Genomic DNA, 14,080 nt, shown 5'->3' with positions numbered 1-14,080 from the left:
CCTAGCGCGCGCTTCGATTTGTGTTGAAGGTCGCAAGAAGCTGCGCCACCTTGCCCCTGATCTCCAGCGGTATCTGCCAAGCGGTTAGAGCCAGCGAAATGCCGACCAGAACCGATGCAGATACCGCCAGAATTGCCCATGACGGGTTGAAGTGCCCGATCACCCAGGCGACCGCCACGAGCACGACCTGCGTGCCTGCCCTCCTCAGAATTGCCCCGCTCAATGCGCCTGATTTCATGAGCAAGGCCAACATGTCGATAAGGCAGCGGAGGGCGAATGCTGTGGCGATTCCGGCCAGCCCGAAGGCCGCGCCCAGCGCGAAAAGCAATACCAGATAGATGGGCAATTCGGCCATGTGCAGCAATGCTGTGAAACGCGAGTTTCCACGCGCCTGGATATAGGCATAGGGCACATTCGCGAGCGCATTGCACCAGAACCCCGCCAGAAGTACCTGCGCCACCGCGATCGAACGTGTGTCGAGACCGTCTCCCAACCACAGGGTGAGGAGAGGCTCTGCCAGACAGATCAATCCGATAACCAGCGGCGTGAAGAGCTGGGCGATGAATACCGCGAAAGTGCGACATCGCTCATGCGCGGCCTCTCCCTTTTCAGCCGCAAAACGCGGGAAAAGCGCATTGACTACGGCTATCGGCAGGATTTGCGCGCGGCTCGCGATCTGGAACGGGATTGTATAGGCAGCCACGGCTGCTGCCCCCATGATTGACCCGATAATGAAGCGATCTGTCACGATCATGAGTGGGCCGATCAGGGCGGATACCATGATCCATGAGCCGTAGCCCAGCAGGCTCCTGATTTCGGAAATGGCAGGCTTGAACAGGGCATTGCGGAAAAACGTCGCCCAAACGCCGAGGCCCAGGATCACAAGGCTGGTGGCTCTGCCGACCAGCGCACAGCCGACAAGGACGGCAAGATCCAGAGTCCAGAAATAGGCAGCGAGAAGGGGCAATATCTGCATGCCGATGGTGCCCGCGAGATTGCCGATAGCTGGCAGCTTGAACCGCTCCAGCCCCATCAGAGAACCGCTCAAGATGCCGGATACAGCCACAACCGGGGTGCACAAGGCAAGCGCCCACGATGCCCGCAGCAACTGCCCGCGAAGGTCATCGTCGATCTGGAAGATTGAGCCGAAGAAATACTGCGCGCCCAAGTAGACAAGGAGCGCGCCGAGCAATCCGACGCCCAGGATCGCGGTAATCGCAGAGGCGACGGCCGTGGCCTGCTGCACGCCGGCTGCACCCTGCATTGTTCCGATGCGCTGTGTAATCGCACGCCCAAGGCCAAAATCGGCCTGCCCGAAATACCCCAGCAACAGCCAGCAGATGGCAAGGGCGCCATACCGCTCTGCTCCGATCTGGGCGATGTAGAGCGGGATCGTCACAAGGCTGACTAGCACCGGCAAGGCGGCGCTCAACAGTGAGTACAGCGAGTTTCTTGCAAGGCGCATATGGCCCGGTAGTGCCTTTCCGACGAGGGTCGACAGCGTTCATGCCGCGCCCGGAGCTTTTTGGCCATGCTATAGTGGGCTGGACTTGCCATGCCCGTGGACTAGGCTGCGCGAAACCACACCGAAGAAAGCCAGACGTGGACGAAGCTATCCCATCGCCAGAGGCAGAATGGCCGGACCACATGTTGGCCAAAGCGGACGCCTGCCTATACTGCAGGTCGAGAGCCTTGACTGAAGAGATCAGCGGAGTGGCCGACCACTTCTTCGGCTGCGTACCTTTCGAGAGTGACTTTGCCCGGTGTGCAGACTGCGGGAGTCTGGTACAGATGCGTCCGCTCACGTCTGAAGCGCTACCCCGCGCCTATGCCAGCTATTACACCCACAAACAGGAGCACCACGGCGAGATCGGTCGAGGTTTGAAGGGTTGGCTCCGCCACCAGTACGTCGCCTCACGCTTCAGGCAGGACAGCTCGGCCTTGGCGCGCTTCGGTGCGGTCGCCTACCGGCTTGCTGGAGGGAACTGGCAGGAAACTGACGCGGCCTATCGTTTCGTGCCTCCTGCGCCCGCGCGCGTTCTGGACTATGGTTGCGGCAGCGGAGCCTACCTCAAGTCGTTGAAGCAGCTTGGCTACGATGTGACCGGTGTCGATTTCGATGCCCACTCCATTGCGCTTTCCCGTGCATCCGGGCTTCGCGCTTTCGCTCTTGACGAGTTGCCGAGAGAGGAATGGCATGGACGTTTCGACGCAATTACGCTCGGCCATGTGATCGAGCATGTGCACGATCCAGCAAGCTTGCTTGCCGATCTGCGCGGCTGGCTGGCAGAAGGTGGCATGGTGTTCATCGAGGCTCCCAACGCGCAGGCAACCGGGCTTGACCTGTTTGGCAAGTACTGGCGCGGGCTGGAGGCGCCGCGGCATCTGGCGATCCCCACCATTGCGGGCCTCGAAGCCATCTTGGCCAGGGCGGGATTGCAAATCACCCATCGCGCGGTGCGCCGTTCGGTCAGGCCCTGGATGTGGGACGAATCCCTGCAGGCGATGCCAGAGTCTGTCCGGCAGAAAACCCTCTTGGCAGCCAGGAATGCGCCCAAGCTGGCGGCGGAGAATGCCGAGTTTCTCACCGTAGTGGCAAGGCCGGTACCGTCATGAGCGGTCGCTTTCGCGAAATGATAAAGCGCAAAATGCCCGGTTCTATGCGGGCAGCAGTTCATGCGGCCCGGTCAGTCGTCGGGCAACCGCCGATCGACGACGTCGTACTTGCGCAGTACCGCTTTGAGCCGTGCGCAGACGCCCGACCGCGCCTGAACTTCGTTATCGACAATCTGACCGCAGCATCCATGTTTGGCGGGGTGAAGACCGGCATCGACATCGTGGTGAACCTTGCGTGGAAACTGGATCGCCACGCTCCTGAATTGCGGCTGATCCTGACCAACCCCAACAGCGCGAGCGACGCGGAGCTGTTTTTGCAGCAGGCAGCGCGGATCGGGATCGATCCGGCGACTATTACGGTGGTGAAAGTCACGTCCCGCGATCAGGCAATTGCGGTCCGCGCCCGTGATCTGTTCATAACCTACAATTGGTGGACAACGCTCAACATTGCGCCGCTGTTGCAGACACAGGCAGACCATTTCGGACAAGCGATCAAACCGCTCATCTACCTGATTCAGGAATACGAGCCGCACATGATGCCGTTTTCGTCCGGACTCAATCTTGCACGCGAGGCCTATGACACGCCGCAGCGGCTGTGGGGCGTCTTCAACTCTAGCAACCTGTATGACTATTTCCGGCTGCAGGGGCATCAGGCCGAGCGTGAGTTCACTTTCGAACCGGTGGTGAATGCACGGTTGCGCCCCTATCTGCGCAATGTAGCCGAAAGCGCGCGCGAACGGCGCATCCTGGTCTATGGCCGGCCCGGGATTCCGCGCAACTGTTTCCCTGCCTTGTTGAGAGGCTTGCGACGCTGGGCTGTCGACTATCCCGAAAGCGCGCAATGGGATGTGGTGTCGGCTGGCACCGCGCATAAGGACTATCCGCTCGGCAATGGCCGCTCCTTGCGATCTGTCGGCAAGCTGTCGCTCGATGACTATGCCGGGATGCTTTTGGGTAGCTCAGTAGGTGTCAGCCTGATGTCCTCGCCCCACCCAAGTTATCCGCCGCTGGAAATGGCGCATTTCGGCCTGCGTACGATCACCAACAGCTTCATGTGCAAGGCTCTGGAGGGGTACCACCCCGATCTTGTCGCGCTTTCCTCCATTCAGGAGCACGCGCTTTCTGCCGCGATTGCGCAGGCTTGCGAACGCCATGGCGAACCGCGCGAGCGATCGCCCAATGCTGACTATGTGCGCGAAGAGGCCTACCCCTTCCTCGCCGATCTGGCGCACGGGATAGCGCAAGAATGGAACTAGCTTTTTTTGGAGCTGGCAAGACGATCTGCCAGCGGGCGTGACGAGGCGAGTGCCGGCCTCTCGATCACATGCCATGAAGTGATCGCAAACAGCAGCGTGACCGGTATGGCCAACGCCATGTTCTGCAAGGCAGTCTGACCGGGAAACAGCTGGATCAGCGCTTGCTGAATCGGGAAGGCATAGATGTAGGTGCCGTAGGAATAATCGCCCAGTGCGTTGTAGCGGAGCAGGCGATTGCGCGTGGCAAAGCCGAAAACCAGAACGCTGTAGCTCAAGGCCGTTATCAGAGCGGTTTGCACAAGCGGCGTTAGCCACAGCAGTGCTACAGCCAGCCAGGCAAGGGCGGCTGCCTTCCAACTGAGCCGCAAGCGGTCACGCGCGATGAAGGCCGCCATGCCGAGCGCGAAAGCAAAGCCGATCTCTGCTAGCAGGTCCAGCCGATATCCGATGGGGCCGCTGCCCACCGAGGTGGTAGCAATGACATGTGCGGCAGCTCCTCCGATCACGAGAGCAATCACGCTCCATTGCTTGCGCAACAAGCCAAGCAGACCGATCAGAGTTAGTCCAAGATAGCATGCCACCTCGTAGAAGAGGCTCCACAGCGAGCCGTTGACAGCGTGGGGATAGGGATTGTCTGCAAACAGTCCGGGAAGGGCATCCTGTCGTGCAACAAGTGCAAGATTTGTCGGAACGTAGGCCCAGGTTTCGCGAGCGGAGAAGTATCGATCCGGCGATAGCTGCGAGAGCGCGGGGCCAAGGACAAATGCAGTCAGCATGACGGCGACGATTAGCGCGGGCCACAGTCGCAAGACGCGCGCAAGGCCGAAGTGCCAAATACTCGCGCGGCGATCGAAGCTTCGCGCAATCAGCAGCCCCGAAATTGCGAAGAACACCGCCACGGCCAGGAAGCCGATGGATGTGCCAAGCGGGGCGTGCAGTGGGTCGGCAAACGGATCGCCGCTCGTCAAAACGAAGGCGTGCGACACGATCACGGCCATTGCGGCCAGAATACGCACCAGATTGAGATTGTTATTTCGTCCGGTCAGGCGGCTTGCCAGAAGCGGTCCGAAGCGGTGTTCTCCCTCGTACTCCATCTCGTGCCGCTAAGGTCGTTGTGCCAGCGGGCGCCACCATGCTTCGTTTTGCAGGTACCACTCGACCGTTTGCACCATGCCTTCCTCGAAGGTCCAACTGGGCGCGTAACCTAGCTCGGCCCGTGCTTTCGTTTCGTCGATTGCGTAGCGGCGATCATGGCCCATTCGGTCGGTGACGAAGGTCTTGAGCGTGGCCGTCGGGCTACCCTTGGCGGCGGGCGCGTTGGGGAAGCGGGAGGACAGTGCCTCGTTCCCGGCAAATGCCTCGTCTACCAGCGCGCAGATCTTATCGATCACCGCCATGTTCGCAAGTTCTGCGCCGCCCCCGATATTGTAGTTCTCCCCGACGGTACCGTTATCGAGGCAAGCCTCGATCCCTCGGCAATGATCTTCCACATGCAGCCAGTCGCGCACATTCATCCCGTCGCCATAGATCGGCAGTGGCTTGTCGTGCAGCGCGTTCAGCAGGAACAGCGGGATCAGTTTCTCCGGGTGTTGGTAAGGTCCGTAATTGTTCGAGCAATTGCTGCTCGTCACCTCGAGGCCGAAGGTTTGGTGATAGGAACGGACAAGATGATCGGACGCTGCTTTTGACGCTGCATAGGGCGAATTGGGCCGGTATTGCGTCGTTTCGCTGAAGGCCGGATCGTCCGGTTCGAGCGATCCGTAAACTTCGTCGGTTGAAATATGGTGGAAGCGGTGCGGCTTGCCCGATCCTTCGTCCAGCCACGCGGTGCGCGCAGCTTTGAGCAACGAATGTGTGCCGACTACATTGGTCTCGACAAAGGTGTCAGGCCCGCTGATCGATCGGTCGACATGGCTTTCTGCCGCAAAGTGGACGAGCGTATCCACATCGTGGTTACGCAGCAGCTTCTCGACCAGTGCCGTGTCGCGAATGTCGCCTACAACCAGTTCGGCCTGTTCGACACCGGCAATTGTCGCGCGATTGCCGGCATAGGTCAGGCTGTCGAGCACGATGAGCTTGTCTTCCGGATGCCGTGCCGCCCAGAAATGCACAAAATTGCCGCCGATAAAGCCGGCGCCGCCGGTGATGAGGAGGTTAGCCAAGCTCCTTCTCCGCGCGCAGCATGTGCCACAGGTTCATGCGCCAGTGAGTGTGGCCATCATCTAGCAGGGTTCGTGTCTTGCTACTGTCCAGCAGCGAAAAGGCCGGGCGTCTTGCCGCCGTCGGGTAGTCTTGCGTGCTAACGGGAATGATCGGCACACTCTTGCCCAGCAGGCCGATGGCGCGTGCCTCTTCCTGGATCGCAACGGCGAAATCGTACCAGCTCGCAACGCCCGTATCGCTATGATGGAATGTCCCTGTAGCCTCTGCATTGACGAGGCCCCAGATCGTCTTTGCCAGCCCCGCTGCCCATGTCGGTGCGCCGATCTGGTCGGCTACCACGCGCACCTCGTCTTTTTCCGTCATAAGCCGCAGCATCGTGCGCACGAAGTTCATGCCCCCCGCGGCATAGAGCCATGATGTCCGCACCAGCAGATCGGTATCGCGCAAGTGATCCTCGCCTGCCGCCTTGGTACGTCCATAGACGGACAGAGGACTCCGCGTATCATCGGGGCGATAGGCGCGGCTGGAATCGCCGCCGAACACGAAATCGGTCGAAACGTGCACCAGCTTTCCCGAATGCGCGGCGACGAGCGCTGCCACGGCATCTGCATTCACGCGGCGTGCGGTCTCTTCGTCACTCTCCGCCTGGTCAACCGCGGTATAGGCAGCCGCGTTGATGATCAGGCCGGGTTCAACGTCACCAACCATGCGGGAGATAGCGTCGCTATCGGTAAGGTCGCATTGCTCGGCGGAAACGGGCACCAGTTCGGCCTCGGGCGGTGCGGTTGTGATCAATGCGCGGCCAAGCTGGCCGGTCGCCCCGGTGATCAGGACCTTCATACCAAGGCCTCTATCTCGGTGAGCGATCGCCCGTCGCGATCCTTCGCCGATAGCCGGATGTCCAGCCCGGCGGTTGGCCATTCAATCGCGACATCGGGATCGTCCCACGCCAGCGTTACTTCATGCTCGGGCGCGTAGGGCGCATCGCATTTGTAGAGGAAATCGGTTCCGTCCTCGAGCGTCAGGAAACCGTGCGCGAATCCGCGTGGTATCCAGAGCATCCTGTGATTGCGCCCGGACAGCTCGACCCCCACCCATTTGCCGAAAGTGGGAGAGCTCCGGCGCAGGTCTACGGCCACATCGAACACGGCGCCCCTCACCACGCGCACCAGTTTGCCTTGGGCACACGGATTCTGGAAATGCAGGCCGCGCAGCACCCCCTTGTCGGAACGCGAATGGTTGTCCTGTACGAAAGCAATGTCCAATCCGGCCTCGGCAAACGCGCCTGCATTCCAGCTTTCCATGAAGAAGCCGCGATCATCGCCGAACACCTCGGGTTCGATGATCAGCGGCCCGTCGATGTCGCAGGCGATGACCTTCATCAGCGCTTGCCTTCGCGCAGCAGCGCCATCAGATACTCGCCATACCCCGATTGCACGAGCGGCGCGGCAATCTCCTCCAGTCGGGCATCGTCGATAAACCCTTGTCTCCAGGCAATCTCTTCCGGGCAGCAGATCTTCAGGCCCTGCCGCTCTTCGGTGATACGCACATAACTGGCGGCATCGAGCAAAGAGCTATGCGTACCGGTGTCGAGCCATGCGAAACCGCGGCCCATGATCTCAACCTGCAGCAAATCATCATCGAGATAGCTCCGGTTGAGATCGGTGATTTCCAGCTCTCCGCGCGCAGATGGCTGCAAGCTCTTCGCGCGGTCCACCACGGTCTCGTCGTAGAAATAGAGACCGGTTACAGCAAAGCGGGATTTGGGCTCGGCCGGTTTTTCTTCGATTGAAAGGGCGGTGCCATCAGGGGAGAATTCAACCACGCCATAGCTCTCCGGATTGTTGACGCGGTAAGCGAATACAGTCGCACCGCTTCCCTGCGCGGCCGCATTGCCAAGCAACTCGGGGAGTCCGTGCCCGTAGAATATGTTGTCCCCCAGAACGAGAGCGCTGCGGTCACCGCCGATGAAATCGGCACCGATGTGAAAAGCCTGCGCCAATCCATCGGGGCTCGGCTGGACAGCATAGGACAGCGCGATGCCAAAACCGGAGCCATCGCCAAGCGTGCGATGGAATTGCTCCTGATCCTGCGGCGTAGTGATGATCAATATGTCGCGAATACCCGCCAGCATCAGTGTGCTGAGCGGATAGTAGATCATCGGCTTGTCATAGACGGGCATCAATTGCTTGGAGACGCCGCGTGTCAGCGGATAGAGGCGCGTTCCCGATCCGCCGGCCAAGATAATTCCCTTGCGCTGCAAAATCTCCGACCTTTCCCGGTATTATTGCTGAAACTGCGGTGTCTGCGGCGCAACATCGCGGCATGCTCATACTGCGTCAACCTATTCCCCCTGCCAATCGAGTAGGTTGCGGAGTGGAACTGGCAATTGCGCGGGCGGCAGTGCAGACGTGCGTTGTGCAGGAGAACGAAATCACATCAAAACCCCCTCAGGTTGGTCCGCAACAAACGGAGGACTGGGTCGCTGTCTTGAGTGCGCTGCTGCGTGGTGAGACCGTTGCTTGGCAAGACACGTGGGAGCCGGAGCGTATTACCGATATGATCCGATATCACGGTATCGCGCTGGCACTCGTCGAGGGCGACTCCGACCTCTCGGCATGGCCTGCGTCGGCGTTGAAGCCTGTTCGGGAAGAGGCGCGCCTGCAGGCTCTGTGGGAAGCATCACATCGGGAGATGCTGGTCCGTGTACTCGATGCCCTTGCGAAAGAAGGGATCGAGACGCGACTGCTCAAGGGGGCCGCAGTCGCTTACCTAGCATACGAAACGCCCGCCGTGCGGCGGCGCGGGGATAGCGACCTTCTGGTTCGTCCAGGTCGGGAACAAGACGCCGAACGGGTATTACGCGGCCTTGGGTTGAAGCCGGAGGGCCCGCCATCTTTCGGACAGCAGAACTGGGTGTTCGACACCGGAATGGGGTTCCGCCACGCCATCGACCTGCACTGGCGGCTGGTCGGCAGCCCGTACCTTTGCTCTGTTCTCGACGAGGTTGCTTTCTGGGGCGAGCCGGTCGCCCTGCCGCGCCTCTGTGTCACCGCGCAGACGGTGCCGCAGGAGCTGTTGATGCTGCGCGGACTGATCAACCAGGCACTGCATGCAACGCATGGCTATTATCACGATGGAGAGCGCGTGCACGAGGGGGAGAGGCTTATCTGGCTGATGGACCTTGCTTTGCTGATGCGGCGGTTCGCTCCGGCAGACTGGGAAAGGCTGGTTGCCGCCGCTACCAAGAGCGGGTTGGTCGCGCGTTGTCTTGCCGGAATGCAAAGAGCAGCGGCTCTGCTGGACGCACCATTGCCGCAGTCGATCGCTGCGCAGCTGGCCGCCGCGTCAGGGCCACATGCAACAGAGCATTATCTTACCGATGCAACCCTTGGAGAACGGGTTCGCAAGGACTTTGTCAGCCTTGATCGGTGGAGTGATCGCCTGCAGCTGATCCGGAGGCATGCGTTTCCGGACGCGCAATCGCTCCGCAACCGGTATCCTGAAAATGCGCATTGGCCTCTCATCATGCTCTACGCAAAACGGATGCTTGGCGCGCTGTCGAAGCGCCTGACTAGGAGGCGTTAAACTGCGCGTTTCACTAGCGCGTTCGCTTCAAGCTCGGTCAGCAAAGCACGCAGATCTGCTTCGGCATCCGCGACAGTAACGTCAAACTCGTCCGTGAGCAGAGCGATAATCTCGCCAATCGTGCGGTCGCCGCCTTCAAGGAACTCCCAGATACGCCCGCCAACAGCGTTCAACCCGTAATAGGTGCCCTGACCAAGATCGAGCAGCACCGTTTCGCCACCAACCTCGCGGGAGACTACGTCATCAGAGCGGGAGATCGTGTCACTGTCCTGCATCGGCGGCCCATTCGGTCTGGAAGTACGCGGCAATTGTGTCGACGGTTTCGGAAAATTGGGCAAAATCGCGAGGGTAGTCAAGCGCGTAGCAAGGGACGGCTTCGGCCAGCCTTGCCAGCCGTTCGAAATGCGACCGAAGCGCCGCCTTGTCCTCAACATCGAGAATAAAGCTGTGTTGCATGATCTCCGCCAAGATGTCGGACTGGCGCATAGGAGAGATGGAGAGTTCTTCCGTCTCTCCCGGTCCAAGGATGCACATTGCACCCAGCGGCACAGGCGCGCTCGCCACCGGGATGGCACCGCTTGCGATATCCCGTTTTTCGCTTTCGCTCTGTGGCCTTTCCGGCCTTCCGAGAAGGAATGCAGCGCTATCTTCAAAAACCCTGAGCGAAGCGCGCTGCGGAGTGACCATGTGCCGGTCTTCAGTCCGGGAAATCGCCAGTACGTCTTCGGTCAGTAAGGGCAAACCGCGCATGGCCAACGCGCCTGCAAGCGTGCTCTTGCCACGGCGTGAATAGCCCATCACCGCCAGTGCACGACCCTCTATATTAACCGCGCTGCCATGCAGATTCAGCGAGCCTGCGTGATTCGAGAGCACGGGGCGGACGGAGTTCTCGAACAGCGACTGCAAGGAAGCCTCATCCATGTCCGGTGCGGGCGAGCATCGGATATCTCGCAAATCGCGGGTGATGAAGAAGTCGGCTTGCTCGGGAAAGCGCAAAAGAAAGTCTCCGGCGTGGCGGTAGAATTCCGCGATGACCGTGTCGTCGGGAGAAAGCCATCTGTCGTAAGGATCGGTAGCCAGATCTCGTTGTGGGCCGGGCGCAAGAAGGACGAAGGAAGAGGCCGGTTTCACTCTGCCCCCTTCGCCAGGTCAGCGGCCGAAAGGATTGTACTCTTCCACGTGCTCATCGTTTGCGCTTCGCCACCGTTGCCCGGCTGGATTGTCCAGGTGAACAGTTGCGCTTTGTGATCGATACGCATCGAGACTCCAATGCGATTGCCGGCTTCTAAGTCGAGTGGCTTTGCCAGCGGGAAGAAGGCCTGCGAGCGATTGATTGCGTCTTTTTCCAACGGCGAATTTGTCATCCACACGCCTTCGGCCAATTCGCAGTCGAACCATCCGGCGATGCCATGCATCATGCCCGGCTGGGTGATGACCAGTTCTGAATTGAACTCGAGCAAATCGGGGTTGTCTTCGTCCAGCCTCACACGGCCGATGCGAGCGGGCGCGCTGCACAGGTCGTCGGGAGCAAATTCGAATTCGTGGCGGCTGTTCGCGGCATAGGTGTCGAGCCAGGCGTACTCAGCCGGCACGGGCGCGCGTGACCATGCCGTGGCGAGGTCATGGCATGCTTCGGATGAAACCGCCGCAACGTTCAGGTCCAGGTGCTGGGGAACCACTGCACCGTCCGGCTTGAGCATCCGTTGGCGCGCATCCTGCAGCATCGCGATGATACCGTAATCGATGCCGAAGTATCCCACATGATCGCAGACCAGTACGTCGGCCTTCTCGGGCAATTCGGCTTTGAACGTGCTGGAATGCAGGCAGGTGTAACGGTCTTCCAGTCCGCTTCGTCGTGCAGTTTCCCGGGCAATTTCGATGGCCGCAGTCTGGTCAATTCCGAAAACGCGATCAGCCCCTGCCGCCAAACTTTGGAAACCGAGGACGCCAAAACCGCAGCCGAGATCGGCCACGACATCTCCGGGTTGTACAACCTGGCCAAGCGCCCGCGCGAACAGCGCATGCCGCCCTGTGGTGGAAAGATATTCCAGATGCTCTTCAAGGATGCCAACCATTATCTGGCCACCCTTCGGCAATGTGCGTGAAGGCGTAAACCCCTAAATCAGGCTTGCACGATGCCAAGCTGCGCGTAGTCGACGCGCGCATAGCCGCTGGCATCACGCGAAACTGCGGCCGGAACAATGGCCTCAACCTCGTCCGCCATAACGCCGAACTGGCGATCCGAACCGTGCTGCTCTCGGAACTGCGGCTTGTAGTCGAACAGGTAAAGTCCGAAGCCGGCAGGGTGTGTGCCAACGCGCTGCACGTTTTCTTTGGCCCGCGGATCGGACATCAGCATATTCATCACGCCGCCATCACCGGCGGTCCCGAGGCTGCCGCCGGTCAGGTTCCGGACGGAGCCGAAGACAGTCAACTGAGGGCGGGAATATGTCTTCTTGTGTTCGGTGCGCTTGTTTTCCATCGGCCTTACTCTTGCTGTGCCGCGGAATTCTCCGAGAGAAATGCGGCAGATGCGTACAATCCCCATAGCGTCCATATGGGCGCGCGGTCAAACGGCTGGGCACAAGGGGAAGCGACCATCCGCTTCACTGCTGGCGGATCAACAAGAGTGGAAAACGGTTGCTTATCAATATCTTGAAGGATGGGTTGCCGCATCTTCGGCAGATGCTTGTAAAATGTCTGATTGAAGTGCGCCTTGCTGTCACGGCGGACAATTTCGTCCGGCAGCACGCCTGACATCGCCACGCGATGGATGAATTTGGTTTGCCCGCCGCGCCACCTGATATGTTCGGGAGTGGCCGTGCTAAAGGAGAGGAAACGGCGCGAAAGTATGGGGTGGCGGTATTCGAGGCCCGAACGTGATGCCTGCAAGTTCATCATGTCATAGACGAGCAGGGGGAACGGAGATTCCAGTTTCAGGCGCTTGATCCGGTCATCCGGCGGGATATCGGCGAACCGTGCTGCAAACACCGCGCGCCGTTCAGCAAGAACGCTGCGCATGTCATCGGAGAGAATGTGCGCAGCGCTATCGTCCTCACTTGTCTCGATTGTTTGGCGGAATCGCTTCAGCCGGTCATGCAGAGCGGGGGGAGCCAGAGCCATCGCGGATTGCTTGGCAAATTCGCGGATCGTCCAGATCGCACCTTTGGCGCGCCAGTCGGCGCGCCAGTTCCGCCAAAGTGCATTCCAGTCGCGCATTTGCAGCGCTTGGCGGAAATGGTGCGGAAGCCCGTCCAGCCATTGATCGCCGCCTTGCCCGACAAGGTTGACGCGGCACCCCTTGCTGGCAGCTGTCTCTGCCATGTTGCGCATCATCACGGTATTGGGAAGGAATGGGAGCCGGCGGTCAGCCTCTCCCTGCCCCTCGAACCAGTCCAGGCCGGGCATGAACAGATCGACGGGAGTAATGACCCGCGAAGTTTGCTGTTCAACGGCGCGAACATACATCGCCTCGTCAGCTGCCGTTCCTTCAGGTGCCCTGAGAGTGAACCCGTGCAGAGCGGGGGCGGGAAGTTCGCCACTCTTTTCCAGCCGGTCCGCAATGCAGAATATCGCCGATGAATCGAGGCCGCCGCTGACATCGCAAGCCAATGGCGCATCACTGCGCGAAGCGCCGCGGATGCAATCGACCAGAACGCTGCGATAGTGCTCTGCATACTCCGCGTCGTTGGCGTGCCGGATCGTGACTTCGGTCGGCAGCTGCCAGTACTCGCGGCGCTGTGGTCCCGAAGCACCAACAGTCAGTGAATGGGCTTTTGGCAGCCGCTTGATGCTTTGCCACGGCGTCTCGTCTTGCGAATACCACTCGTTCGCCACATGCTCGGCGAGATAGGGGAGGTTGGGGGCGGGGCGCTGTGGAAGCGCCGCCAGCACCCCCGCTATGTCGGTCGCTGCAAGAAGGGCCCTCCCGTCCCAGTGATAGTGCAGCTGGCGAAGCCCTGCATGGTCACAGGCGCAGAAGAGTGCTTGCTCGGCATGATCGGCGATAATGCAGGCAAATTCGCCCTCCAGCCTGTCGAGGCAGTCGGGACCCCACAGTATGTATGCTTGGAGGAAGAGCTCCGCATCGCTGCGGTTGTGGAGTGCCACTCCGCGCCCGAGCAAGTCGGTGCGCAGATCGGCATAATTGGCAATGTAGCCATCAAGAACAATCGCGAAGCGCCCGTCCGCTCCGGTAAGAGGCTGCGCTGCATCGCGGTCTTCGGCGCTGGTGTGGAAGGCGCAGTGTCCCAGCGCCACGGGGCCGCGAAGGTGACGACCCGTGCCGTCGCGTGCACGGTATGACATGGCGGATGTCATAGCCTCGATCATTGGCACACCGGCGGGGCGGCCATCTGTGTGCAGTATCGCTGCAATTCCGCTCATCCGGCGTTCTCGTCCTCTGCGCCGTCGCGAGTGCGAGGGCATAACCTTGCGAAACGGCTTAGGGCGGCCGG

The 14,080-nt window shown here is 60.3% G+C and carries 14 protein-coding genes; 3 read left to right on the top strand and 11 right to left on the bottom strand.

Annotated elements, in window-relative coordinates:
• Position 1: 1 nt before the first annotated feature.
• Complete coding sequence (locus OOZ52_RS06895; protein WP_274697764.1) at positions 2-1,465, bottom strand: oligosaccharide flippase family protein; 1,464 nt, start codon at positions 1,463-1,465, stop codon at positions 2-4.
• A 227-nt stretch (positions 1,466-1,692) separates the two neighbouring features.
• On the opposite strand from OOZ52_RS06895, the gene OOZ52_RS06890 reads away from it, so the two are divergent.
• Positions 1,693-2,616, top strand: a complete 924-nt coding sequence (locus OOZ52_RS06890; protein WP_274697763.1) for a class I SAM-dependent methyltransferase — start codon at positions 1,693-1,695, stop codon at positions 2,614-2,616.
• A gap of 44 nt (positions 2,617-2,660) precedes the next feature.
• Positions 2,661-3,872: a rhamnosyltransferase WsaF family glycosyltransferase gene (locus OOZ52_RS06885; RefSeq protein WP_274697762.1), complete on the top strand. Its 1,212-nt coding sequence runs from the start codon at positions 2,661-2,663 to the stop codon at positions 3,870-3,872.
• Here OOZ52_RS06885 and OOZ52_RS06880 read toward each other — a convergent pair.
• From OOZ52_RS06880 to rfbA, 5 genes are read right to left on the bottom strand one after another with little or no spacing between them, the layout of a single operon-like run.
• Positions 3,869-4,966, bottom strand: coding sequence for an acyltransferase family protein (locus tag OOZ52_RS06880; RefSeq protein ID WP_274697761.1), 1,098 nt, complete (start codon positions 4,964-4,966; stop codon positions 3,869-3,871). The genes OOZ52_RS06885 and OOZ52_RS06880 overlap by 4 nt on opposite strands.
• A 9-nt stretch (positions 4,967-4,975) precedes the next feature.
• Positions 4,976-6,034: a dTDP-glucose 4,6-dehydratase gene (gene rfbB, locus OOZ52_RS06875; RefSeq protein ID WP_274697760.1), complete on the bottom strand. Its 1,059-nt coding sequence runs from the start codon at positions 6,032-6,034 to the stop codon at positions 4,976-4,978.
• Positions 6,027-6,875 (bottom strand): dTDP-4-dehydrorhamnose reductase, encoded by an 849-nt coding sequence (rfbD, locus tag OOZ52_RS06870; RefSeq protein WP_274697759.1) that lies wholly within the window; start codon positions 6,873-6,875, stop codon positions 6,027-6,029. Before rfbD ends, rfbB begins: the two co-directional genes overlap by 8 nt.
• Positions 6,872-7,417, bottom strand: a complete 546-nt coding sequence (rfbC, locus tag OOZ52_RS06865; protein ID WP_274697758.1) for a dTDP-4-dehydrorhamnose 3,5-epimerase — start codon at positions 7,415-7,417, stop codon at positions 6,872-6,874. The genes rfbD and rfbC overlap by 4 nt, the downstream gene beginning before the upstream one ends.
• Positions 7,417-8,298 (bottom strand): glucose-1-phosphate thymidylyltransferase RfbA, encoded by an 882-nt coding sequence (rfbA, locus tag OOZ52_RS06860; protein ID WP_274697757.1) that lies wholly within the window; start codon positions 8,296-8,298, stop codon positions 7,417-7,419. Before rfbA ends, rfbC begins: the two co-directional genes overlap by 1 nt.
• 227 nt (positions 8,299-8,525) lie before the next feature.
• Between rfbA and OOZ52_RS06855 the strand changes: the two genes are divergently transcribed.
• Entirely contained in the window at positions 8,526-9,623 is a 1,098-nt protein-coding gene (locus tag OOZ52_RS06855) for a nucleotidyltransferase family protein (RefSeq protein WP_274697756.1), read from the top strand.
• Here OOZ52_RS06855 and OOZ52_RS06850 read toward each other — a convergent pair.
• From OOZ52_RS06850 to OOZ52_RS06830, 5 genes are read right to left on the bottom strand one after another with little or no spacing between them, the layout of a single operon-like run.
• Positions 9,620-9,898, bottom strand: coding sequence for a PqqD family protein (locus OOZ52_RS06850; protein ID WP_274697755.1), 279 nt, complete (start codon positions 9,896-9,898; stop codon positions 9,620-9,622). The genes OOZ52_RS06855 and OOZ52_RS06850 overlap by 4 nt on opposite strands.
• Entirely contained in the window at positions 9,885-10,754 is an 870-nt protein-coding gene (locus OOZ52_RS06845; RefSeq protein WP_274697754.1) for a hypothetical protein, read from the bottom strand. Before OOZ52_RS06845 ends, OOZ52_RS06850 begins: the two co-directional genes overlap by 14 nt.
• The gene (locus OOZ52_RS06840; RefSeq protein ID WP_274697753.1) at positions 10,751-11,698 is read right to left on the bottom strand and encodes a 50S ribosomal protein L11 methyltransferase; all 948 of its coding nucleotides are present in this window, start codon (positions 11,696-11,698) and stop codon (positions 10,751-10,753) included. Before OOZ52_RS06840 ends, OOZ52_RS06845 begins: the two co-directional genes overlap by 4 nt.
• Before the next feature lie 47 nt (positions 11,699-11,745).
• A complete protein-coding gene (locus OOZ52_RS06835; RefSeq protein WP_274697752.1) occupies positions 11,746-12,105 on the bottom strand; it encodes a tail fiber domain-containing protein in 360 nt (119 codons plus the stop codon).
• Positions 12,106-12,110: 5 nt separating this feature from the next.
• Positions 12,111-14,009 carry an asparagine synthetase B family protein gene (locus tag OOZ52_RS06830; RefSeq protein WP_274697751.1) on the bottom strand — a complete coding sequence of 633 codons (1,899 nt, stop codon included), beginning with the start codon at positions 14,007-14,009 and terminating at the stop codon, positions 12,111-12,113.
• Positions 14,010-14,080 lie beyond the last annotated feature (71 nt).

It is taken from the genome of Aurantiacibacter sp. D1-12 (assembly GCF_028858515.1).
Lineage (GTDB): Bacteria > Pseudomonadota > Alphaproteobacteria > Sphingomonadales > Sphingomonadaceae > Alteraurantiacibacter.
Note: the sequence above shows the minus strand (reverse complement) of the source record. Positions and strands in the feature narration are given on the sequence as shown.

What these genes read in the sequence shown, in the direction of transcription:
- rfbC (WP_274697758.1), bottom strand. Translation starts at nt 7,417, where the DNA reads ATGAAGGTCATCGCCTGCGACATCGACGGGCCGCTGATCATCGAACCC.
- OOZ52_RS06830 (WP_274697751.1), bottom strand. Translation starts at nt 14,009, where the DNA reads ATGAGCGGAATTGCAGCGATACTGCACACAGATGGCCGCCCCGCCGGT.
- OOZ52_RS06885 (WP_274697762.1), top strand. Translation starts at nt 2,661, where the DNA reads ATGCGGGCAGCAGTTCATGCGGCCCGGTCAGTCGTCGGGCAACCGCCG.
- OOZ52_RS06835 (WP_274697752.1), bottom strand. Translation starts at nt 12,105, where the DNA reads ATGGAAAACAAGCGCACCGAACACAAGAAGACATATTCCCGCCCTCAG.
- OOZ52_RS06840 (WP_274697753.1), bottom strand. Translation starts at nt 11,698, where the DNA reads ATGGTTGGCATCCTTGAAGAGCATCTGGAATATCTTTCCACCACAGGG.
- rfbD (WP_274697759.1), bottom strand. Translation starts at nt 6,875, where the DNA reads ATGAAGGTCCTGATCACCGGGGCGACCGGCCAGCTTGGCCGCGCATTG.
- OOZ52_RS06895 (WP_274697764.1), bottom strand. Translation starts at nt 1,465, where the DNA reads ATGCGCCTTGCAAGAAACTCGCTGTACTCACTGTTGAGCGCCGCCTTG.
- OOZ52_RS06850 (WP_274697755.1), bottom strand. Translation starts at nt 9,898, where the DNA reads ATGCAGGACAGTGACACGATCTCCCGCTCTGATGACGTAGTCTCCCGC.
- OOZ52_RS06880 (WP_274697761.1), bottom strand. Translation starts at nt 4,966, where the DNA reads ATGGAGTACGAGGGAGAACACCGCTTCGGACCGCTTCTGGCAAGCCGC.